Annotated in this window: 17 protein-coding genes and 1 tRNA gene; 4 read left to right on the top strand and 14 right to left on the bottom strand. The window is 40.3% G+C overall.

Features of this window, described 5'->3' with window-relative positions:
* Nucleotides 1–13: 13 nt before the first annotated feature.
* On the bottom strand, nt 14–1,516 hold the full coding sequence (locus HMPREF9075_RS12605; protein ID WP_009415805.1) for a fibronectin type III domain-containing protein: 1,503 nt from the start codon (nt 1,514–1,516) through the stop codon (nt 14–16).
* Nucleotides 1,517–1,911: 395 nt separating this feature from the next.
* On the opposite strand from HMPREF9075_RS12605, the gene dnaK reads away from it, so the two are divergent.
* Both dnaK and HMPREF9075_RS06970 read left to right on the top strand, forming a co-directional pair.
* A complete protein-coding gene (dnaK, locus tag HMPREF9075_RS06975; RefSeq protein WP_009415804.1) occupies nt 1,912–3,801 on the top strand; it encodes a molecular chaperone DnaK in 1,890 nt (629 codons plus the stop codon).
* A 130-nt stretch (nt 3,802–3,931) separates the two neighbouring features.
* Nucleotides 3,932–6,349 (top strand): glycoside hydrolase N-terminal domain-containing protein, encoded by a 2,418-nt coding sequence (locus HMPREF9075_RS06970; RefSeq protein ID WP_009415803.1) that lies wholly within the window; start codon nt 3,932–3,934, stop codon nt 6,347–6,349.
* Between the two features lie 76 nt (nt 6,350–6,425).
* Here the strand turns inward: HMPREF9075_RS06970 and rpsA are convergent, their stop codons facing one another.
* The 4 genes from rpsA to HMPREF9075_RS06950 all read right to left on the bottom strand — a co-directional run bounded on the left by rpsA (nt 6,426) and on the right by HMPREF9075_RS06950 (nt 10,924).
* Nucleotides 6,426–8,183, bottom strand: coding sequence for a 30S ribosomal protein S1 (rpsA, locus tag HMPREF9075_RS06965; RefSeq protein ID WP_009415802.1), 1,758 nt, complete (start codon nt 8,181–8,183; stop codon nt 6,426–6,428).
* A gap of 248 nt (nt 8,184–8,431) precedes the next feature.
* Complete coding sequence (gene aroB / locus HMPREF9075_RS06960; protein ID WP_009415801.1) at nt 8,432–9,508, bottom strand: 3-dehydroquinate synthase; 1,077 nt, start codon at nt 9,506–9,508, stop codon at nt 8,432–8,434.
* Between the two features lie 203 nt (nt 9,509–9,711).
* A tRNA-Arg gene (locus tag HMPREF9075_RS06955) sits at nt 9,712–9,785 on the bottom strand.
* A gap of 86 nt (nt 9,786–9,871) precedes the next feature.
* Complete coding sequence (locus tag HMPREF9075_RS06950) at nt 9,872–10,924, bottom strand: branched-chain amino acid aminotransferase (protein ID WP_009415799.1); 1,053 nt, start codon at nt 10,922–10,924, stop codon at nt 9,872–9,874.
* 186 nt (nt 10,925–11,110) lie between these two features.
* On the opposite strand from HMPREF9075_RS06950, the gene mnmD reads away from it, so the two are divergent.
* On the top strand, nt 11,111–11,770 hold the full coding sequence (gene mnmD / locus HMPREF9075_RS06945; RefSeq protein WP_009415798.1) for a tRNA (5-methylaminomethyl-2-thiouridine)(34)-methyltransferase MnmD: 660 nt from the start codon (nt 11,111–11,113) through the stop codon (nt 11,768–11,770).
* On the opposite strand, the gene HMPREF9075_RS06940 is transcribed toward mnmD, so the two are convergent.
* Nucleotides 11,733–12,770, bottom strand: coding sequence for an o-succinylbenzoate synthase (locus tag HMPREF9075_RS06940; RefSeq protein WP_009415797.1), 1,038 nt, complete (start codon nt 12,768–12,770; stop codon nt 11,733–11,735). The genes mnmD and HMPREF9075_RS06940 overlap by 38 nt on opposite strands.
* Nucleotides 12,770–13,180: a tRNA (adenosine(37)-N6)-threonylcarbamoyltransferase complex ATPase subunit type 1 TsaE gene (tsaE, locus tag HMPREF9075_RS06935; RefSeq protein ID WP_009415796.1), complete on the bottom strand. Its 411-nt coding sequence runs from the start codon at nt 13,178–13,180 to the stop codon at nt 12,770–12,772. The genes HMPREF9075_RS06940 and tsaE overlap by 1 nt, the downstream gene beginning before the upstream one ends.
* A 316-nt stretch (nt 13,181–13,496) precedes the next feature.
* On the opposite strand from tsaE, the gene HMPREF9075_RS06930 reads away from it, so the two are divergent.
* Nucleotides 13,497–15,359, top strand: a complete 1,863-nt coding sequence (locus HMPREF9075_RS06930; protein WP_009415795.1) for an ABC-F family ATP-binding cassette domain-containing protein — start codon at nt 13,497–13,499, stop codon at nt 15,357–15,359.
* Between the two features lie 55 nt (nt 15,360–15,414).
* Here HMPREF9075_RS06930 and HMPREF9075_RS06925 read toward each other — a convergent pair whose 3' ends face one another.
* From HMPREF9075_RS06925 to HMPREF9075_RS06895, 7 genes are all read right to left on the bottom strand, one after another.
* Nucleotides 15,415–16,533 carry a formimidoylglutamase gene (locus tag HMPREF9075_RS06925; RefSeq protein ID WP_009415794.1) on the bottom strand — a complete coding sequence of 373 codons (1,119 nt, stop codon included), beginning with the start codon at nt 16,531–16,533 and terminating at the stop codon, nt 15,415–15,417.
* A gap of 79 nt (nt 16,534–16,612) precedes the next feature.
* Nucleotides 16,613–19,198: an ATP-dependent chaperone ClpB gene (gene clpB / locus HMPREF9075_RS06920; protein WP_009415793.1), complete on the bottom strand. Its 2,586-nt coding sequence runs from the start codon at nt 19,196–19,198 to the stop codon at nt 16,613–16,615.
* Nucleotides 19,199–19,386: 188 nt separating this feature from the next.
* Nucleotides 19,387–20,805, bottom strand: a complete 1,419-nt coding sequence (locus tag HMPREF9075_RS06915) for a CCA tRNA nucleotidyltransferase (RefSeq protein WP_009415792.1) — start codon at nt 20,803–20,805, stop codon at nt 19,387–19,389.
* Nucleotides 20,805–21,593: a 3-deoxy-8-phosphooctulonate synthase gene (kdsA, locus tag HMPREF9075_RS06910; protein ID WP_009415791.1), complete on the bottom strand. Its 789-nt coding sequence runs from the start codon at nt 21,591–21,593 to the stop codon at nt 20,805–20,807. The genes HMPREF9075_RS06915 and kdsA overlap by 1 nt, the downstream gene beginning before the upstream one ends.
* Before the next feature lie 61 nt (nt 21,594–21,654).
* The gene (locus HMPREF9075_RS06905) at nt 21,655–22,233 is read right to left on the bottom strand and encodes a MarC family protein (protein WP_009415790.1); all 579 of its coding nucleotides are present in this window, start codon (nt 22,231–22,233) and stop codon (nt 21,655–21,657) included.
* 23 nt (nt 22,234–22,256) lie between these two features.
* Nucleotides 22,257–22,736, bottom strand: coding sequence for a DUF2271 domain-containing protein (locus HMPREF9075_RS06900; protein ID WP_009415789.1), 480 nt, complete (start codon nt 22,734–22,736; stop codon nt 22,257–22,259).
* A 7-nt stretch (nt 22,737–22,743) separates the two neighbouring features.
* Entirely contained in the window at nt 22,744–24,105 is a 1,362-nt protein-coding gene (locus tag HMPREF9075_RS06895) for an ankyrin repeat domain-containing protein (RefSeq protein WP_009415788.1), read from the bottom strand.
* Between the last annotated feature and the right edge of the window lie 136 nt (nt 24,106–24,241).

Here is a 24,241-nt window from a genome sequence, read left to right as displayed (position 1 = left end):
TTTTAGTGTAAACCTATTTCAGGATATGACAGGGGCTGCTTTTCTCATCCGTTGTACCTTCTACCTTCCAAAACACTTGGTAGCGGAGTTCTGCCGAAGGAGTTTCTTTGTCCTGAGCCAAGAACCAAGTAATCTTAACCTTGTCATAAGTTAGTTTTTCTATATGTTTAATAGTGCTAGGGGTAGGGGGTACAGCAGGAATTGCAGCGGTAGTTACCTCTTTAGCTTCGTAGTCGGTAGCGTTACCCGCTTCGTCCATTACTTTTACCTTTACAATATAGGTAGTTTTTTCGGTAAGCCCTGTAAGGGTAAGGGCAAGCATATTTTCTTTTACTTCGGAAGTTTTTACTTCGCTGCTGCCTTTTACGTTGTACAACACTTGGTAGCGCAATTTTCCGGCAACGGTTTTATTGTCGGTAGCTGCTGTCCATTTTAGGTTAAGGGTGTTAAAAGTAGCGGTAGCCTTGCTAATAGCACCTGCCTTAGGAGCCTCCTTATCGGCAGCTTCGGGAGCTGCTGGGGTGGTAACCTCCTTAGCTTGGTACTCGGCTGTGTTGCCTGCTTCGTCCATCACTTTTACCTTTACCACGTAGGTAGTTTTTTCGGTAAGCCCTGTAAGGGTAAGGGCAAGCATATTTTCTTTTACTTCGGAAGTTTTTACTTCGCTGCTGCCTTTTACGTTGTACAACACTTGGTAGCGCAATTTTCCAGTAGCGGTTTTATCATCGGTAGCCGCTGTCCATTTTAGGTTAAGGGTGTTAAAGGCAGTAGCAGTAGCCTCAGTAATAGCACCTGCTTTAGGAGCCTTAGTATCGGCAGGAAGGTCGGGTGTTTCTTTATTGTCTTTTATTTTCAAAGTTTGCCAACCGCGCTGTTTGGCAGCTATTAGCACGGCATCGGTTACGGCATTACCATCGCCTTCAGCCCTGTGCAATACCACTTCAGTAGTACCCGTAGCGGTAGGCAATGATTTTACAAGGTCTAACAAGGCTTTTTCTTCAAGCCAATTGTCGGCAATATTCAGCTTTGTTAATGCCTCATTCTTGCGCACATCGGCAGCGGTAAGGGCGTTGCCAGTAGCGTTAAGTTCTTTTACCTTTCCATACACAGTAAAGAGTCCTTTGGTAGCAGTAAAGGTGATAGGCTTCATAAAATCAGTAATGCGTTTGTCTATCCCTTCGTCAAAAACGCCATTGTTGTTAGTATCTACCCACACATCGGTAGCGGTAGTGGTGCTGCCCACTGCCGTAAGACTAAGAGTAGTAGCCGAAACATTACCCGTAGCAAACGCCATATAAGGCTGAGCCACATCTATCTTAGGCTTGGTAGACCAGTCGGTAAGGTGTTCAGGCGTCTGTACGGTAGCAGGTGCCTCAGGTTCGTCATTATTGCTTTTAGAGCAACCTATGAAAATTAGCAAGAAAATTAGCCAATTTGAAAATTTGAAAATTTGCGAATGTTCAAACCACAAAGGAATAAGCCTATGTGCAACGTGTTTAAATGATACTTTTTTCATAATAATAACAATTTAAATGTTAATAGTTTTTCAGGTGTCAGTCACTTATCCTCCAGCGAACGATGAGCGAAGGATGAGCGAAGGATAATTATCCTTTTATTTCACAGCAAAGGTAGTGCGGTTTTGCGAATAAGAGCTTGCGTTTTTTGCCAAAATATATGCAAAATCGGACATTTTTCACTTGAAGGTGAATATGCAAAATCGGACATCTGTCAGCCTATGAGCCCTTATCAGATAAGGAAATGGCAGTGTCACCTCACTATAAAAATAATTTTATCAGAAATAAAAACTGACAATTTGACAGCAAAATACGTTTGGCACAATCATTGTTTATTAGTATGTCGTAAGCGTAAGGCTTACAAGAGAATGTTGAACAAAAAAAGAAATTATTTAATATGAGTAAGATTATAGGTATAGACTTAGGAACCACCAACTCGTGTGTTTCTGTAATGGAAGGTAAAGACCCCGTAGTAATTACAAATGCTGAAGGCAAACGTACTACCCCATCAGTAGTAGCTTTTGTAGAAGGTGGTGAAATGAAAGTAGGTGACGCTGCTAAACGACAAGCCGTTACCAATCCTCATAAAACTATTTATTCAATAAAACGTTTTATGGGTAACAAATTTTCAGAAGTAGAAAAAGAAATTGCTCGTGTGCCTTACAAAGTTGTAAGAGGCGATAACGATACTCCTCGCGTAGATGTAGATGGTCGTCTTTATACACCACAAGAAATTTCAGCTATGATACTTCAAAAAATGAAGAAAACAGCCGAAGACTTCTTAGGGCAACCCGTAACCCGCGCAGTGATTACAGTACCTGCATACTTCAACGATGCGCAACGCCAAGCTACTAAAGAAGCGGGTGAAATCGCAGGATTGAAAGTAGAACGTATCATCAACGAACCTACCGCAGCTGCTTTGGCTTACGGGCTCGACAAAAACCATAACGACCATAAAATCGCAGTATTTGACTTTGGTGGAGGTACACACGATGTTTCTATCTTAGAGCTCGGCGATGGCGTATTTGAAGTGCTATCTACCGATGGTGATACTCACCTTGGTGGTGATGATGTTGATGAAAAAATCATCAACTGGCTAGCTGAAGAGTTCCAAGCTGAAGAAAATATTGACCTTCGCAAAGACCCTATGGCACTACAACGCCTTAAAGAAGCTGCTGAAAAGGCAAAAATTGAACTTTCTTCATCAACAGAAACTGAAATCAATTTGCCTTATATTACAGCTACGGCTTCAGGTCCGAAACACTTAGTACGCAAGCTCTCTCGTGCTAAATTTGAACAGCTGATAGATGACTTAGTAAAACGTACTATCGAGCCTTGCCGCAAAGCATTGCAAAACGCTGGTTTGAGTGTCAGTGATATAGACGAAGTTATCTTAGTAGGTGGTTCTACACGTATTCCTGCAGTGCAAGAAGCAGTAGAAAAATTCTTTAACAAAAAACCTAACAAAAGTGTAAACCCCGATGAGGTTGTAGCCATAGGAGCTGCTATACAAGGGGGCGTACTTACAGGCGATGTGAAAGATGTGTTGCTATTAGACGTTACTCCGCTATCATTGGGTATTGAAACTATGGGGGGTGTAATGACCAAACTGATAGATGCCAACACTACTATCCCTACTAAAAAGTCACAAGTATTCTCAACAGCAACTGACAACCAGCCAAGTGTGGAAATACACGTGCTACAAGGAGAACGCCCAATGGCAAACGACAACAAAACAATAGGTCGTTTCCACTTAGATAATATTCCACCAGCACCACGTGGAGTGCCACAAATTGAGGTTACCTTCGACATTGATGCCAACGGTATCATCAACGTATCAGCTACCGATAAGGGCACAGGCAAATCGCACAACATCCGTATAGAAGCTTCTTCAGGACTTTCTAAAGAAGACATTGAAAAGATGAAACGCGATGCCGAAGCAAATGCCGAAGCTGACAAAAAAGCGAAGGAAAAAGCAGATAAGCTAAACGAAGCTGATGCTATGATATTCCAAACTGAAAAACAATTGAAAGAGTTTGGCGATAAAATACCAGCTGATAAAAAAGGTGCTATAGAAAGTGCTTTAAGTGAACTTAAAAAAGCTTTTGAAAGCAAAGACTTGAGCGCAATAGAACCTGCTTTAAGCAAGATTAATACAGCTTGGCAACAAGCCTCAGAAGACCTCTACAAAGCGCAACAAGGCGGCGCCACAGAACAACCTAACGCTGGACAACAGCAACAAAGCGGCGACAACGTCCAAGACGTAGACTTTGAAGAAGTAAAATAGCGAAGCGCCTCTGCAGGCATATCATAAAAACACCCTCAGCAATGGGGGTGTTTTTGTATATTATAAAAATAATTACTATATTTGCAAGGCTTTTATAGGAAAATTAAGTTAATTAAAACAACTTCATATTATGAAACTGTATTTATTATCATTATTAGGTTTGTATTGTGCTGCAATAATAGCACAACCTCAAGATGTATCGGTAGTATTTCATAACCCTGCAACTCATTTTACTGAAAGTGCACCAATAGGCAACGGACGAATAGGAGCTATGCTATATGGAGGCACCTCTACCGACCGCATTGTGCTCAATGAGATTTCACTATGGTCGGGCGGAGCTCAAGAATCTGATGAGCCGCAAGCCTATGAGTATCTTCCTCATATACAACAATTGTTATTAGAACGCAAAAACATAGAAGCAGAGGCTCTGCTGCAGCAACATTTTATTGCTAAAGGAGAAGGCTCTTGCCGAGGTAATGGAGCTAATTGTAGCTATGGTTGTTACCAAATCTTTGGCGATTTGCTTATCAAGTGGAAAGATACTTCGCCTGTGCAAAACTATAGCCGCATTTTGCGCTTAGACGAGGCAACAGCTGTTACTACCTATCAGCGCAATGGCAATACAATTACCCAAACGGCTTTTGCAGACTTTAAAAACGATATTATATGGGTAAAAATCAGTGCTCAAAAGCCTTTTGAGGTAGCTGTCAGCCTTACCCGCAAAGAAAACGCAATAGTAAGCTACCTTCCTGACCGTATCATCTTGACGGGAGTTCTTCCTAATAAAGAGCAGCAGGGAATGCATTTTGCTGGTATTGTAGCCCTCGAAAGTGATGGCAATATGCAGAAAGACGAGGCTGCTATAACAGTACAAAACGCTCGCGAACTCCTATTAAAAGTAAGTATGAGCACCAACTACAACTATACTAATAGCGGACTGACAGCTGTATCGCCTTTAGAGACCACTAAAGCTTATCTACAAACAGCAAATAGTGATTTTGAAAGTGCTTTAACCAAAAGCAAAAGTGCTTATCAAGAGCTCTTCAACCGCAATCGTTGGTATGCCAAAGCCAATGCCGATACACAATCACTTAGTACGCTCCAACGATTAGAAAACTTCAGTAAAGGCAAAAAAGATGCCTTACTACCTATTTTGTATTACAATTTCGGACGTTATTTGTTAATTTGCTCTTCTCGTGAAGGACTTTTACCAGCAAACTTACAAGGATTGTGGGCTGAAGAATACCAAACCCCTTGGAATGGCGATTATCACCTGAATATTAATTTGCAAATGAACTATTGGCTAGCTGAAATTAGTAATTTATCAAACCTTACAGAGCCTTTGCATCGCTTTACTAAAAACTTGATGCCCAACGGACGAAAAACAGCCAAGTCCTATTACAAGGCTGAAGGTTGGGTAGCGCACGTAATATCCAATCCTTGGTTTTTCACCTCTCCTGGTGAGTCTGCCGTATGGGGGTCTACCCTCACAGGTGGTGCTTGGTTATGTCAGCATATATGGCAACACTATCTATTTACCCACGACCTCGATTTCTTAAAAAACTACTACCCAGTGATGAAAGAAGCTACAGCTTTCTTCCAAAGTTTTCTCATCAAAGACCCTACCACAGATTATTGGGTAACTGCACCATCCAATTCACCTGAAAATGCTTATTTATTTCCTATTGATAGTGGCAAAAAAGTAGCTGCACATACCTGTATAGCACCTACTATGGATATGCAAATAGTACGTGAGTTGCTTAATAATACTATTAAGGCTGCAACCATTCTAAAAGTTGATGACGAAAAGATAACAGAATGGAAAAAAATTGTTGAAAATACCCCTCCCAATCGTATAGGAAAAAAAGGTGATTTGAATGAATGGTTAGATGATTGGCAAGATGCCGAGCCTACACATAGGCACGTATCACATCTCTACGGGCTTTATCCTTACGATGAAATTACCCCTTGGGACACTCCTAAGCTAGCCAAAGCAGCCAAAAAAACACTCAAAATAAGAGGAAATGAAGGTACAGGGTGGTCAAGTGCTTGGAAAATCAACTTTTGGGCACGTTTGCAAAACGGAAAACAAGCATTATTACTATTGCACCAACTCCTAAAACCCGTTTCACCTCAAATGCTCAATGGAGAAGCAGGGGGTTCCTACCCCAATTTATTTTGTGCTCATCCACCTTTTCAAATAGATGGCAATCTTGGTGGAGCTGCAGGTATAGCCGAAATGCTTTTGCAAAGTCATGGTACTGATAACACCATCCGTTTTTTACCTGCACTCCCACACCACCCCGATTGGGAAAATGGAACTATTAGCGGAATGAAAGCACGCAACGGTTTTCAAGTTTCTTTCTCTTGGAAAAAACACCAGCTACAGCAAGCCACTATTACCTCATTGCAAGGTGCTAAATGTCATCTATTACTCCCTGCGGGCAAAGCCCTTTATCACAACAATAAATGCCTGATAAAAGCCAGTAAAAAAGCTCAAAAAGTAAGTTTTGATACAGAAGTTAGTGCAAGCTATTATATTAAATAGCTTGCACTAAAAAAAGTCGTCACTTCCCAGCAACGACTTTCCTTCATTAAAACAAAAAATTATGAAAAAAACTAAATTACTTCTCTTTTTCCATCTTGTCTTTCAATTCTTGAAGCGCTTCAATATCACCCAAAGTTGATTTTTCAACTTGTGAGCTTACAACGTTAGCAGCTTCTTTAGCTATTTTCTCTTCTTCTTCTCTGAAAACAGCTGTGTGAGATACTACTACACGTTTGAATTCTTTATTGAACTCTATTACCTTAAACTCAGCTGTATCTCCTTTGCCTAATTTCTTACCGTCTTCTTTTTCTAAATGACGAGTAGGAACAAAAGCCAAGATATCTTCGTTAAAAGGTACAGTCGCTCCTTTGTCTACTATTTTCGAGATAGTACCTGTGTGAATAGTACCTACTGCAAATTCACTTTCGTACTTGTCCCAAGGGTTAGGCATTGTTTGTTTATGCCCCAATGATAATTTGTGTCCTTCAGCATCAAGCTCAAGTACTATTACCTCTATCTTATCACCTGTATTCACTATTTCTGAAGGTTGTTTCACCTTCTTAGTCCAAGAAAGGTCGGTGATGTGAATTAGACCATCAATACCCTCTTCCAATTCTACAAACACACCAAAGTTAGTAAAATTACGTACTGTACCAGTGTGTTTAGAACCTACAGGATATTTCTCTGTGATGTTAATCCAAGGGTCAGGAGTAAGTTGTTTAATACCCAATGACATCTTGCGCTCATTGCGATCAAGAGTCAATACTACAGCTTCCACTTCGTCACCCAATTTCACAAAATCTTGTGCTGAACGCAAGTGAGTACTCCACGACATTTCCGAAACGTGTATCAATCCTTCCACACCATCAGCAATTTCTACAAAAGCACCGTAGTCAGCAATAACCACTACTTTACCTTTCACTTTATCACCCACTTTTAGGTCATCAGCAAGCGCATCCCAAGGATGACGGCTAAGCTGTTTCAAGCCCAATTGAATACGTGATTTGTTATCATCAAAATCAAGGATTACCACATTTAGCTTTTGGTCTACAGCAACCACTTCTGATGGGTGGCTGATACGTGCCCAAGAAAGGTCTGTAATATGTATCAATCCATCTACGCCACCAAGGTCAACGAATACCCCATATGAAGTGATGTTCTTAACAACACCCTCAAGTACTTGCCCTTTTTCAAGCTGACTGATAATCTCTTTCTTCTGTTCTTCAATGTCAGCCTCAATAAGTGCTTTGTGTGAAACCACCACGTTTTTAAATTCGTGATTTACTTTCACAATCTTGAACTCCATTGTTTTATTTACAAATTGTTCGTAGTCGCGGATAGGCTTCACATCTATTTGTGAACCAGGCAAGAATGCTTCGATGCCAAATACATCTACTATCATACCACCTTTGGTACGGCTCTTCACAAATCCATTTACAATCTCACCATTTTCAAATGCAAGGTTGATACGATCCCAAGCCTTAAGCGTACGTGCTTTGCGGTGTGAAAGCACCAATTGTCCGTTGCGATCTTCACGAACGTCAATAAGCACCTCTACCTTATCCCCTACCTTTAAGTTCGGATTGTAACGAAACTCATTTAGTGATATTACACCTTCTGATTTCGCATTAATGTCAATAATCGCTTCCCTGTCAGTAATACGAGTTACAACACCCTCTACTACTTCATTGTCTTGCGTATCAACAAAGTTGTTTTTAACCAATTCTTCAAAATTTTTCAATTGGTCTTCTTGAATACTGTCAATACCTTCTTGGTATTTGTTCCAATCAAAGTTCGCTAAGAACTCCTCTTGTGTTTGTGTGTTTTCAGCCATTTGCTGATGTAAAATTTGTATTTCCTGCCAAAAAACAGTGTGCTATCTTATTTTCAAAAGGATTGTTTTTCAGCGGAAAGTGTGAAACATATTTCTTTTAAAGCACACTTCACCCTTTAAAAATTTCGGCAATATTACAATTTTTTTTCCAATTAACAAAACAAAAAAATATAATTATTTTCTTTTATTACACTATACATTTGATTTACAACAAATTATAAGTGTAAAAAAATAAACCACATTACCCACTAATTAGCGTAATATGCAAAAGCCTCTACTATCTCATCTAAAGATACCTCACAGTCTATTTTAGGAGTCCCAACACGCTCCAAGAGCACAAATTGCACCTTTCCGTGCGAATTTTTCTTGTCAAATCGCATCAAATCACAAATAGCAGCAATTTCCTCCGCAGTAAAAACCTCCTTGCTAAAATATTCACCCAATACACGCTTTATTGCATCACACTGCTCCTGCGAAAATCCCAATCGCTTCACCGACAAAAAGCTCGCCAGCACCATCCCTATCGCTATTGCCTCACCGTGTAATAACCTACGCCTATGAGTGTTATCAAGACAATATGACTCTATAGCGTGTCCCAATGTATGACCGTAGTTCAGTATCTTGCGCACCCCCTTCTCTGTAGGATCTTCCATTACCACCTCGTTTTTTATCACCACCGATTCGTAAATAAGACCATCCAAATCACTCAGTGTCAAAGATTTCAAATCACACATCCGTTGCCAGTAATTTTCCGATGCTATAAGCCCGTGTTTAAACATTTCAGCCATACCACTGCGAAGCTCATCTGCAGGAAGGGTTGCCAAAAACTCAGTAGCAATAACCACTCCCTTAGGATTATTAATCACCCCCACCAAGTTTTTAAGCGTTCCCAAGTCTACCCCTGTTTTGCCCCCTACCGAAGCATCTACCATAGCCAGCAAACTTGTAGGAACATTGATAAACGCAATACCGCGCATATAAGTTGAAGCCACAAAGCCCCCCAAATCCGTTACCACACCACCTCCTATATTTATCAGCAAACTCTTTCTATCAGCCCCCAATTCTGCAAGCACCTGCCACACTTGGTAGCAAGTTTCTAAGTTTTTATGAGGTTCACCAGCCTCTATTTCAATTATTTCTATAGGAATATCTGTAGCGAGTTGCGGCAAGAAAGTAGGCACACAACATTCGTGTGTATGCGTATCCGAAAGTATAAAAATCTTTGACGGACACACCTCCTCCAAGTAACGATTTATAAATACATAACCTTCAGTATTAAAATACACCTTATATCCTTGTGCTTCAATAGGCTGTTCAATATTCATATTTTATTTATTTTTCAAATATTTAACTATAAACAATACTTCAGAGCTTACACACCTCCAAAATCAGCTTCTATAAAAATAATGCAAAAAAATAACTTCAACTAAGAAAAGTTCCTTACCTTGCCGTTTTAAGATAATTACAAATAAGATCTTTATAAAAAAACAAAAGGTAACGCCTTATGTGTAAGTGCGTTACCTTTCTGTGACCTCGACAGGATTCAAACCTGTAACCTTCTGAGCCGTAATCAGATGCGCTATTCAGTTGCGCCACGAGGCCAAGTGCTTTATGTTTTACGGGTGCAAAGGTACAACCTTTTTTGAAACCTGCAAATTTTTTAGCAACTTTTTTTCATTTTTTTTTCATCATTTCACTTGCACACGCCAGCCAAATGGGTCTTCTCCCCTGTTATACTGAATGTTAAGTATCGTTTCTTTTATTTTATCTGCATACAATTCTGTTGGGCGATTCACACTATAATCCTTACCTTTATATCCAAATCCCGATATAGGACTAATCACTGCCGCCGTTCCACAACCAAAAGCTTCTTTAAATTCCCCACTTTCAGCAGCAGCTATGAGCTCACTTACCTTTACAGGGCGTACTTCCACTTTTATACCCAATTTTTCAGCTACAGCTATAACACTCTTTCGGGTAACACCGTCCAAAATACGTTCACTTGTAGGGCAAGTTACCAATGTATCCCCAAAACGGAACCACAAGTTCATTGTTCCTGCCTCTTCCAAATACTCGTGCGTAGCATCATCAGTCCACATCACCTGCTGATAACCCTCATTAGCAGCCTCACGGGTAGGATAAAACTGACCTGCATAGTTACCCGCTGCCTTTGCAAAACCAAAACCTCCATTCGCTGCACGGCTGTAGTAATCAGCAATCTTCACCTTTATATCACCTGTATAATACGCCTGTACAGGGCTTGTTATTATTATAAATAAGTAGTCTTTCGCTGGCGCAGCTTGCACACCTGGTGTAGTTGCTATCATAAACGGACGCAAATAAAGCGCATTGCCAAAGCCCGGACGCACCCACTCACTATCAAGAGCTACAAGCGTGCGAAGTGCCTCGTCAAACCATTCTTCAGGAAAAGCAGGCATCGCCAAGCGCTCACAAGATTTATTTATACGCTTATAATTCTCCTGCGGACGAAACAAAAACACTTGTCCTTTATCATCTTTATACGCTTTCATCCCCTCGAATACCGCCTGACCGTAATGAAATACACTAGTCGATGGGTCTAACGTAAGAGCTCCATAAGGCTTTATAGTAGGATTTTGCCAACTCCCATCCTTATATTCACATATGAACATATGGTCAGAAAACGTTTTACCAAAACTTAACTTTGAAAAGTCTACCTCTTTTATACGACTTTCCTTAATCTTTTCAATCTTTAAATCCATATTGTTTTAGTTTTTTTAATATCTTTATTTATCGTTATAGTGCCCCAATATCACAATCATTGTCTTCATTGTTGCTCTAAATTTTCGTCAAAGATACAAATTATTTCCTAACTTTGTGCCCTAAAATACAAAAAACTTTTTAACATCTTTTACAATCAGCTAACTATTAAAGGGTTAATAATTATAATGACACACACTCTTATTCAAACCTCCGATGGCTCTACAAGCCTCTATAACCCACAACTCAACGAAACCTACCACTCCGTACACGGCGCTCTACAAGAAACTATGCACGTTTTTATCAAAAATGGGCTCTATCTATTCCCAAAACAACCCATCTCCATACTCGAAATAGGCTTCGGAACAGGACTCAATGCCCTTGTTACCTTCGCTCAGCACACTTCTTTAGGGCAAACCATTCATTACGAAACCGTAGAAGCCTATCCCCTCACTTGGCAAGAAGCCTCACAAATGAACTACCCACAACTCATCGACAACTCTCTTTCATCTACCTTCCAGCAAATGCACAGCTGTAGCTGGAACGAAACAATACAATTATCCCCCACCTTTAGCTTCAAAAAGCGACTCCAACACTTCCAACAAATTAACGACACCCCCACTTTCAACCTCATCTATTTCGATGCCTTCGGAGCACAAGTACAACCCGAACTATGGAACGAAGATATCTTCAAAAAAATGTACAACGCCCTGAAAAACAACGGTATATTAGTTACCTATGCCGCTAAAGGTAGCGTGCGCCGCGCCTTGGTAGCCGCAGGATTCACCGTAGAACGACTCCCAGGACCTCCTATGAAAAGGGAAATGTTACGGGCTCAGAAAAATTAACACTCAATAAACCTCCCTCTACTGCCAACGGAAACGCTATATTATTAGTGTACAAGCTCCCCGTACCCAATCCCTGAGGCATTGTATTCCCCAAAGTATAAGTCCATTGTGCAATAGCATTCAGCCCAATATTACTCTCAAGCGCACTGGTTACCCACCAACCCACCTTATGAGCCTCAGCAAGCGAAATCCACTCTTCACTTGCCCTATAACCTCCTATCAGCGAAGGCTTTAAGATAATATGTTGCGGCTTTATTTCCTCTATAAGCCGCTTTTTTTGTTCTAAATCAAAAACTCCTATCAGCTCCTCATCAAGAGCAATAGGCAAAGGCGAAGTCTCACAAAGGCGCGCCATTGCCGCCCACTGCCCTGCCCTAATGGGCTGTTCTATAGAGTGCAATCCCAATTCTGCCAAACGTGCCAACACATCCACAGCTGCCTCAGGAGCAAAAGCACCATTAGCATCCACCCTTATTTCTATATCCTCTACCGAAAATTCACGCCGTAAAGCCTTTAGTATCAAATACTCCTCCTCAAAGTCTATGGCACCTATTTTCATCTTAATACACCCAAAACCCTGCGAAATCTTATCCTTTATCTGCGCTTTCATATACTCAGGCGTCCCCATCCAAATAAGCCCATTGATACCTATAGAAGCCCTACCCATCGTAAAATCCGAAGGAAATAACTCATACCACCGCAGCGCACGAAGCCCTCTAAAAGCCTGTTCCACACCAAATTGTATTGATGGAAAAGCCCTAAGTGCACTCAGCAATGCCGTTTCGCCCAAATCAATATGGGTACACACCCATTGCAATTGCGCTTCGTAATCAGGCACATCGTCCACGCTCAAGCTACGCAAAATACCACATTCTCCTATTCCTCTTTTGCCTCCATCCTCAACAATCAAAAAATAAGTCTCTTTTGTAGTAAGCACTCCACGTGAAGTCCCCGAAGGACGCTTAAATTCCAATACGTGTTTTCTGTAATAAGCCTTCATTATGCCGAATAATTAATAACGTTCAACTTCCGCGTTTGTTTATCAATAGCTGTAATTTCCACAATAGTATAAGCATCAGGCAAATACTTTGCCACCCGTTCAGCCCATTCTATAAAACACCAGTCCCCCGAATAAAGATACTCCTCAAAACCAATATCAAAAGCCTCTTCTTCATTCTTAAGACGGTAAAAATCAAAGTGATAAATACAACCCTCAGGTATTTCATACTGATTTACAAGGCTAAAAGTCGGGCTACTCACATTGTCATTACTTCCCAAAGCCCGCACCAATGCCTTGATAAGAGTCGTTTTTCCAAACCCCATAGCACCCCTAAAAATCACTACTTTATGCTTAAGCAGCCTAATCACCTCTGCGGCTACTTTATCTATTTCTTCTAATGTATAAACCATATTTTATTTTTTTATAATTAGTCAGTTACGCTCGTTTACTTTCTTCCATAATTACCTCCACCTACCTAGCTCTGTGCATTCGCTATTATTAACTTCCACTCCCACATTACTCACCGAAGGTTAAGCGAAGGATGAGCGAAGGATGAGCGAAGGAAAGTCAGCGAGCTGGCGCAGCTGAGTATGTGACGAAGAATAAAAGCCTGTACGGCTCGTACCGAAGGAAAGTCAGCAATACCAAACTTTACAACTACAAAGGTACAAAAAAATCATAATTATTTACTACCTTTGCACCAAATTACTTACTATCAAATTTATAATGAACTTACTATCAGTAGAAAACATATCCAAAGCCTTCGGCGAACGCATTATCCTACAAAACATTTCTTTTGGTATCAACAAAGACCAAAAAATCGCCTTCATCGCCAAAAACGGAACAGGAAAAACAACGCTCCTAAATATTATGGCAGGTAAAGACCTCCCCGATAGCGGACAAGTGGTATTCCGAAAAGGAATACACATCGGTTTCCTATCTCAAAATCCTTATTTTGATGAAGAACTAACCGTAGAAGAAACCATTTTCGCTACTGATAACCCTATTTTACGCCTGATACAAACCTACGAGCACGCTTTGCAACATCCCGAAAACGAAGATGCCTACCAAAAAGCCTTCGAACAAATGGAATTACACAATGCGTGGGACTTCGAAACTCAATACAAACAAATCCTTTTCAAGCTAAAGTTAGATAATTTACAGCTAAAAGTCAAAAACCTTTCTGGCGGACAAAAAAAACGCCTCGCCTTAGCCAACGTTCTCATCAGCAAACCCGACCTCCTTATTTTAGATGAGCCCACCAACCACCTCGACCTTGAAATGATTGAGTGGCTCGAACAATATTTTGCCAAAGAAAACCTTACCCTCTTTATCGTTACCCACGACCGCTATTTCTTAGAACGTGTCTGCAACGAAATTTTAGAGTTAGATGGCGGAGAACTCTTTAGTTATAAAGGCAACTATTCCTATTTCTTAGAAAAAAAAGAACAACGCCTCACCCAAGAACAAGCCTCAGTTGAAAAAGCTAAGAATCTATACACCAAAGAACTAGACTGGATGCGCCGCCAGCCCAAAGCACGCACCACCAAATCAAAATCTCGTATAGACGATTTTTACAAAATTAAAGAACAAGCTCACAAACGCCGAAAAGAACACTCCGTACAACTCGAAATCAATATGGAACGCTTAGGAAGCAAAACTGTTGAGTTTCACAACGTAAGCAAAGCTTTCGGGCAGCTACAGGTGCTCAACAAATTCAGCTACAACTTCCTGCGAGGCGAGCGCGTAGGTATTATTGGCAAAAACGGCACTGGTAAATCTACCTTCCTCAATCTACTTACAGGAGCAGTCCCCCCCGATAGTGGTAAAATAATCGTAGGTGATACCATCAAATTCGGCTATTACACCCAAGAAGGTATAGAAGTAATACAAGGACAAAAAGTAATAGAAGTAATACAAAAATACGGCGACTACATCCCTTTGCTCAAAGGACGTACCCTTTCAGCAGCACAATTGTTAGAACGCTTCCTATTCGACCGCAAAAAACAATACGATTATGTCGAAAAACTCAGCGGGGGCGAACTCAAGCGGCTTTACCTATGCACGGTACTTATCCAAAACCCCAATTTTTTAATCTTAGACGAGCCCACCAACGACCTCGACATCGTTACGCTAAACGTACTAGAAGATTTTTTATTAGATTACCCAGGTTGCTTAGTAGTCGTATCGCACGACCGCTATTTTATGGATAAAATAGTCGATCACCTTTTTGTATTCAAAGGCAAGGGCGAAGTAGAAGATTTCCCTGGCAACTACACCGATTACCGCGTGTATGAAGAAAGCACCCCGCCCGCAGACGAAACCCCTAAAAAAGAAACAACCAAAAATACGTGGCGTAAAGACGGAATGAAAGGGCTTTCTTTCAGCGAACAGAAAGAATACAATCGGTTAGAAAAAGAGATTGCCACCTTAGAAGAAAAAAAAGCAGCTATCGAAGCCGCTTTTGCTGCTGGCAATCTCACCCCCGATGAGATACAAAGCCAGTCTGTAGCCTTACAAGAAACCCTAATGTTTATTGAAGAAAAAACAGAACGTTGGTTTGAATTAACAGAAAAACTTACCAACTAAAAAAACGATGAGCCAATTTGCAGATTGGCTCATCGTTTATTTGTAAACAATCACATTAAATCGATTTGCGGTAAGAGCGCCACCAGCGTTCAGGAATAATACCCTTTGTTGCTTCTTCATAATCCTGATGCAAGCAAGGTATAAGCCCCGAAGGAACGTGATTTTGTGGCGAAGAATACTTATCACCACCAGGTTTCATCCACCAGCGTTCCGTTTGTGTACTCCTAAAGAACTCTATTTGTATATCATCTATAGGAACTATATATTTTGTGTAATTCTCATCAGTAATTACAGGCAATTCCTTGATGCGGAAATTAAATCCCTCATAAAAGTACCATACCATTTGGGCTAATAACTGATAAGCCAAATTAGTAGATGGAATATTAAATATACCTGCAATTTGCACATTGCTACTAATGCCAGCATAACGTGTAATCGTACATATCTCTCTACTATTAAACCCATTTACATACCCTATAGAACCAATGTCTCTTGCCTGCACCGAAGTCATATCAATACTCACAATGTCGGCATCGCGCATCGCAGGTTCTATGATGCGTAAATCGCCAGTAATATTACCCAAACGGTGTGCCTCAAAACACATCTTTTCAAGCAAATCCAACTCTTCTTGGGCTACGTAATATGATTGATAACCTATATTAGTAAAATCGAGCAGATTAACAGGAGGTTCTGAGATGAGTTTGCTCATATACGAATCCTCTATAAAAAGCTCCTCATTATTACCAAAGTCAAATTTGGCATCTACACTCACCATATTCACCATTTGCTCAAGGCTATCAAAGGCACGATACATTGCATAGGTAAGTTCTTGTACCCCACCAATTACCAGCGGTATAACTCCTTGCTTAATAAGTTCTGCCGAGATTTCTTGTATCTTTTTATAAGCCTCCTCGTCAAAATCACTTATTTTCAGGTTCCCCAAATCAGCAATTTCCATATTCCAATTCCCCAAAAAAAGAGCGTAAAGCTGCTTGCGGAAATCCTCAAACGATTGTTCTGGTGTTTCTATACAGAAAAGAGCAATTTTCACCTCTTTAAGGCTGGGCAATCCTGTAGAATACAAGTGTTTATTTATCTGGAAGCCTATTTGTTGCGGCTTGTAATCTTCTAAAGCAAGCCCAGCTTCAATAGGGTCTAAATAGTTTAGCGGCATCTTTGGTTATCTATTATCGTTATCAAGCTGCAAATATAGTGAATTATTAGTATAGTAGCAAATATAATTTCTACTACTTCTAATTTTCAAACACCAGCTTACCGTCTGCCACTAATAGTTTTATAACGCTATCTTTGTGAACACTACCACCAAGTATTTCTTTAGAAAGACGATTAAGCACTTCCTTCTGAATGATACGTTTCACAGGACGAGCACCAAACTGAGGGTCAAAGCCTTTTTGTGCCAAATAATCTACGGCTTCATCGGTAGCTTGTATTGTAATACCTTCTTTGGCTACCATCTTGATAACCGCATCGAGTTGCAAACGTACAATACTACGGATATTGTTAGCGTTGAGCGGTGTAAACATTATGATATCGTCTATACGGTTCAAAAACTCAGGGCGTACCGTCTGTTTAAGCAGTTGTAACACTTCGTTTTTAGAGGTTTCTATAGCACGCTCTGTATCATTAGCGTATTTTTCAAATGCCTCCTGAATAAGATGACTACCCATATTAGAGGTCATAATGATAATGGTATTTTTGAAGTCGGCAGTACGACCTTTGTTGTCGGTTAAGCGTCCTTCGTCTAATACCTGCAAGAGAATATTGAAAGTATCGGGGTGTGCCTTCTCAATCTCGTCTAATAGGATAACAGAATAAGGACGGCGGCGTACGGCTTCAGTTAGCTGACCGCCTTCGTCATAACCTACATATCCTGGAGGCGCACCTACCAATCGGCTCACTGCGTGTTTCTCTTGGTACTCACTCATATCAATACGCGTCATTGCGTTTTCATCGTCAAAGAGGTATTCAGCCAACGCTTTGGCAAGCTCAGTTTTACCTACCCCTGTAGTACCTAAGAAAAGGAATGAACCTATAGGGCGACGAGGGTCTTGCAAGCCTGCACGGCTACGGCGTATGGCATCCGATACCGCTTCTATAGCTTCTTCTTGTCCTACTACGCGTTTGTGCAATTCGCTTTCAAGTTTCAATAACTTCTCACGTTCGCCTTGTAGCATTTTTGATACCGGTATGCCTGTCCATTTAGCTACTACCTCAGCTATATCTTCAGCTGTTACCTCTTCTTTTACTAAGGTATTGCCTTCATTCTTGTTGTCTAAATTCTCTTGTAAGGTAGCCAATTTGGCTTCAGCTTCTTTTATTTTGCCGTAGCGCAATTCAGCCACTTTACCATAATCACCTTCACGTTCAGCTTTGCTTGCTTCCAGTTTGTATTGCTCAATAGCCTCTTTGGTAGCTTGTACCTCGTCTATCACACTCTTTTCGCCTTGCCATTTAGCATAGATAGCGTTGCGTTCTTCCTTAAGGTTTGCTAACTCTTCGTGAAGTGTTTTCAGCTTAACCTCATCATTTTCGCGCTTAATAGCCTCAATCTCTATTTCAAGCTGCATTATCTTGCGGTCGAGCACATCTAACTCTTCAGGTTTAGAGTTGATTTCCATACGCAATTTAGCCGCTGCTTCGTCCATTAGGTCGATAGCTTTATCGGGCAAAAAACGATTGGTGATATAACGTTCAGAAAGTTCTACTGCTGCAATAATAGCCTCATCTTTGATACGCACCTTGTGGTGAGTTTCGTATTTTTCTTTGATACCACGAAGAATTGAAATAGCACTCTCAGTATCTGGCTCTTCTACCATTACCTTCTGGAAACGGCGTTCAAGAGCCTTGTCTTTTTCAAAGTATTTTTGATACTCATCAAGGGTAGTAGCCCCGATAGCGCGTAGCTCACCACGAGCCAATGCAGGTTTTAAGATATTGGCAGCGTCCATAGCACCTTCGCCTCCACCAGCCCCTACAAGGGTGTGGATTTCGTCAATAAACAAGATAATGCTACCATCAGAAGTTGTAACTTCCTTCACTACCGATTTGAGTCGTTCTTCAAATTCACCTTTGTATTTAGCTCCTGCGATAAGGGCACCCATATCAAGCGAGTAAATTACCTTATCTTTAAGGTTCTCAGGTACATCGCCTTTTACGATACGGTGTGCCAAACCTTCAGCAATAGCGGTTTTACCCACCCCTGGTTCACCCACCAGCATAGGGTTGTTTTTAGTTCTACGCGAAAGGATTTGTAGCACGCGGCGTATTTCCTCATCACGACCAATTACAGGGTCGAGCTTGCCACTATCTGCCAGCTGATTGAGGTTTTTAGCGTATTTGTTGAGCGAGTTGTAAGTATCTTCAGCTGATGCAGAGGTTACTCGTTCGCCTTTGCGCAACTCTTGAATGGCTTTTTCTATTTCTTTTTCGTTTACCCCTTGGTCTTTGAGGGCTTGCGCTATCTTGCTATTACTTTTGAAGATAGCCAAAAGCAAGTGCTCTAACGATACGTATTCGTCATTCCACTTTTTAGCGATGTTAACCGCTTCGTTGAGCATTGTGTTGGCTTCGCGTGAAAGCCCCATACTACCCCCCGATACCTTTGGAAAAGACTGTAAGGCAGCTTCTAAGTTTTTGCTGAGCTGTTCGCGATTGATGTTCAGTTTTTTAAAGAGGAAAGGCAATACGTTTTCGTCTACTTGCTCTATAGCTTTAAAGAAGTGCTCGCATTGCAATTCCTGATGCCCGTATTGTTGGGCAATTTGCTGAGCGGTTTGTACCGCTTCTTGCGCTTTGATAGTAAATGTATTGAAGTTCATATTATTTTCTATTTTTAGTGTTAAACATTTTCGTATAACCTAAAGACAACTTCTATACCAATCTTTAAAATATGCCATTTTGGCAGCATTCTATAAAATAAGATTCTCAAAAAAAAGAGCTTGTTCCTTATTTTCATAAGATAACAAGCTCCGTAGTTCAATAAATAACACTGACATTTTGTCAGTTATTATTTAGCTGAAAGTCCCATCTTCTTTGCTTTCTCCAGCATAAAGGTTTTGGCAGCTTCATATTCATTGGGTATTTTTCCTTCTAATATCGCTTCTTTTATTGCTTCTTTCAGTACCCCTATAGGGCGTGAAGGGGGCAACCCAAATAGCTCCATAATTTCTTCTCCACTAATAGGAGGCTGAAAGTTGCGAATATGGTCTTTTTCTTCTACTTCTACTACTTTTTGTCGTACCAATTGGAAGTTTTCGTGATAACGTTGGTATTTTTTAGGGTTTTTAGTAGTAATATCAGCTTCACAGAGGGTCATCAGGTCTTCAAACTCTTCCCCTGCATCAAATACTAAGCGGCGTACTGCCGAATCAGTAACGATATCTTCAGCTATAATGATGGGGCGCGAACTCATCTTCACCATCTTTTGCACATATTTCATCTTGTCGTTTAGGGGCATACGCAAACGTTTAAAAAGATGATACACCATTTTACTACCCAAAAACTCATGCCCGTGAAACGTCCAACCTACTTTTTTGTCAAAACGTTTTGTAGGTGCTTTGCCTATATCGTGCAGAAGAGCTGCCCAACGCAGCCACAAATTATCGGTATGTTCTGCAATATTATCTACTACCTCCAGCGTATGCCAAAAGTTATCCTTATGCCTTTGTCCGTCCTGCTCCTCTACTCCTTGTAGCGCAATCAGTTCTGGTAATATATAATGTAGTAGTCCTGTTTGGTATAAGAGTTTGAAGCCTATAGAGGGTTTAGGTGAAGCAAGAATCTTATTCAGTTCGTCTACAATACGTTCTTGAGAAATAATTTTCAGTCGGTCTTTTTGTTCTGTTATAGCTTGTAGTGAATGCTCCTCAATAGTAAAATTGAGCTGAGTGGCAAACCTAATAGCACGCATCATTCGTAGCGGGTCATCAGAATAAGTAATCACAGGGTCTAAGGGGGTGCGAATAATTTTATTCTGCAAGTCCAGAAGCCCGTTAAAAGGGTCTATAAGAGCTCCATAGTTAGCTTTATTTAAAGAAAAAGCCATTGCATTGATTGTAAAATCGCGTCTATTTTGGTCGTCTTGTAGGGTACCACATTCTACATATGGCTTGCGCGAGTGTTGGGAGTAACTTTCACGTCTTGCGCCTACAAATTCAATATCAAGCGTTTCGGCTTTTATCATCGCTGTTCCGAAGTTCTTAAATACCGACACTTTGGGCGTTCCTGCCAAACGCTTGGCTACATTTTCGGCTAAGGAAATTCCACTACCTACGGATACTATATCAATATCTTTTGGTAGTTTTTTCTGAAGTAAATAATCACGTACAAAGCCCCCAATCACATAAGTTTCTAATGATAGCCCATCGGCTACGTTGCTAATAAGCTGAAAAATGGGATTTGAGAGCGCTTCGGTATAATTGTTCATTAAAAATTATTAATTGTTTCACGAATAGCCACCAATCTGGTAAGTAGCCCCTCTAATAAGTCTAAGTGCAGCATATTAGCCCCATCACTTTTGGCAGTAGCGGGGTCAAAATGCGTTTCTATAAACAATCCGTCTACATTATTTACTACCGCAGCTCGTGCAATAGTTTCTATCATATCAGGTCTGCCCCCTGTAACGCCTGTTTGTTGGTTGGGCTGTTGCAATGAGTGGGTAACATCCATCACCACTGGTGCAAAATGGCGCATTGTAGGTATTCCTCTAAAATCTACAATCAAATCTTGATAGCCAAACATTGTACCTCTATCGGTAATTAGTGCTTTTTTATTACCACTATCTATAACTTTCTGTACGGCGTGTTGCATACTTTCGGGACTCATAAATTGTCCTTTCTTAAGATTCACGATTTTTCCTGTTTTGGCAGCAGCTACTACCAAATCGGTTTGGCGTACTAAAAAAGCAGGTATTTGCAACATATCTACATATTCGGCAGCCATAGAGGCATCGCTCACCTCGTGAATATCGGTAACTGTAGGCACAGAAAAGGTTTCGCCTACTTTTCGCAATATTTTCAGGGCTTTTTCATCGCCTATTCCTGTAAATGAATCTATACGGCTGCGATTGGCTTTTTTAAAACTCCCTTTAAAAGTGTAGGGAATATTTAGCTTATCTGTAATATTTACAATTCGTTCGGCAATCCTCAGTGCCATTTCTTCTCCTTCAATAGCACAAGGTCCTGCTAATAGAAAGAAATTATCTTCTTTATTCATTTTTATTAGTCGTTAGTCGTTAGATTGTTGTGTTATATTATTAGGGTAATTATTATTTTTTTTAACCATTAATCATTATTTTGATATTAGTTGCAAACAACTTCACTGCTATCGCCAACAATATAACTCCGAAAAACTTATGTATTACGGTAATGCCCTGTTTTCCAAGTATTTTTTCAATTTTCACTGACGATTTAAGTCCTATGTATACAATAATAATATTAATGAGAATGGCAATGATGATATTCTCTACGTGATATTCGGCGCGGAGTGAAAGCACTGTGGTAAGAGCTCCTGCACCTGCTACCACCGGAAAAGCCAAAGGCACTATCGATGCCGATTCAGGTGTAACATCTTTATAAAGTGTAATACCCAAAATCATCTCTAAGGCAAGAAAGAAAAGTACAAAAGCACCCGCTACTGCAAACGATTCGACAGTAACACCAAAAAGATTCAGCAACTCCTTCCCTATAAATAAAAACACAATCAACAACACCCCTGCTACTATAGCAGTTTTCTCCGATTCAATCCTACCAGCCTTCTTTCGCAAATTAATAATCAAAGGAATACTCCCTAAAATATCTATTACCGCAAACAATACCATTGTTGCTGAAACAATCTCTTTAAAATCAATATTCATAATTATTTAGTTTTTTATATGTCTTACTGAGCTAATCGCACGTACCTAATATAGCCTTTTCCTTCTACTTTTGTGTTTAGATTGGCTGTAGTAAGTTCTATTTCGGCATCTTGTGCATAATAATTGGCATCTTCTACAGCTGTTTCAAAACGGATTTTATAGCCTTTGTTGAACTTATCGTCTGTTAAGCTAATTATTTTTACTGTACGTTCGCCTGCACCAATGGTAGCTCCTGTAATTCCATCGATGGTTTTGCGCTTGCCGTAGAATTTCCACCATTGGGGAAGTTCACTATACCACTCTGGGTCATCGCCAATCACTTGTAATGTTTGCTCGTATTTTCCTTCGGGATTGATGAGCGAAGCTACTATGTAAGCCCCTTCGCCTTTATAATTGGTGAGCTGAATTAAACACTTGTATTTTTTAGTTTCTACCTGAGCTACAAAGCCTACTGCAAGTAGTACTACTACTGCTAAGGCTATTATTAAAGAACTTTTTTTCATACTTTTACTATTTTAAGAAATCTATATTTTTATCGTGTAATTTTTCATTTTCTTTTGCTAAGTCATAGGCAGTTTCGCCCAAATCGGTTGTAATTGTCTTATCAGCACCTTTACTCAACAAAAATTGTAAGATATCAGTATCTCCGGCTATCATTGCGGCAATTTGCAAAGGGGTAACTCCTTCTTTATTCTTTACATTGATGGGCAAACCAAGTTCTGCTATAAGCTCTAATATTTTTTTATCGCCTCTTTTTACTGCGTGATGATAGAGTGTATTCCCTTCATTATCTACTACTGAAGCATCGGCTTTTAAATCTAACAACAAACGTATTACCTCAGCCTTGTTATTATCTACTGCCAGCGTAAGTGCCGAATAACCATCGCTATTCACGGCATTGATATTCTGTGATTTTTCGGCTAATAGTTTTACTACTTCTGCACTATTGAGTGCTGCGGCATTCATCAGCGGTGTTCTGCCTCCTTTTTCAGCATTTACTTGATTGGGGTCATTCCCTTTCTCTAATAGGTAATTGATTACTGCCACATCGCTGTTTTTGCCTGCAACTACATACAAAGGTGTGAGCCCATTAGCATTTTTTTGGTTGGGGTTGAGCCCTAACTGCTCTAAATAGATATAAAAATCTACTTTATTAGTAAAACGTTTTGCACCACGAGCAGCGGCAAAGAAAGCGTTTTCACCTTTTTTATTTACGGCTTTTACATCAATACCTTTTTTTATCAGCTCGTCAATCACTTTTTTATTGCCTTTAGTAGCGGCGTAATAAATGGCGTTATTGCCGTTGTTATCTACTGCCTCAAGCTTCAGCCCTTTTTTAACAAAGTAATTAGCGGCTTTAAGGTCGGTAAGGTCTGGCAACAACAATAGCAAAGCCGAAGCTCCTTCGTTATTGGTATCGGTTATAGAGGCTCCGTTTTTCAGCAATAGGTCGTAAATAGCTTTGTTTGACTGCCCGCCTACTGCTGCAAAAAGTAAGGGCGTAAGTTGGTGTGATTCTTTGATGTTTACCTTTGCTCCTTTGCTAAGTAAATATTTCATCACGGGCACATTGTTTTGGTAGGCAGCCCAAAAGAGATAGGTGCGCTTGTCGTGAGTGAGTTTATCTACTCCATTTCCTTCAATATCAATGAGATATTGTATTGTTTTTTGAGGTGCATTGTTCATTATTGCCAAAGTGGTAGCATCAAATGCACGGTCGTTGAGTGCTATAGGGTTATTTTTTTCGTTAATATCTTTGGCTACTTGTTGTGGTGAGGGGTTGGCTTTCCAATATTCATTGGTTAAAAAGGCATTTTGTGCCCAGCTTGCTGATGAAGCTATGATTCCCAGTGAAAACAAAATTTTTCTCATAAGATTATCTATTTAGAATTGTAGGCGCAAAGGTACAAAATAATTATTAATGTTTTAATGATTAACGATTAATTTTCGGTGCGAGCCGCACAGGTTTTTATCTTTCGCTTATCCTTCGCTTATCCTTCGCTCAACC

It is taken from the genome of Capnocytophaga sp. oral taxon 332 str. F0381 (assembly GCF_000318275.2).
GTDB classification, from domain to species: domain Bacteria; phylum Bacteroidota; class Bacteroidia; order Flavobacteriales; family Flavobacteriaceae; genus Capnocytophaga; species Capnocytophaga bilenii.
Note: the sequence above shows the minus strand (reverse complement) of the source record. Positions and strands in the feature narration are given on the sequence as shown.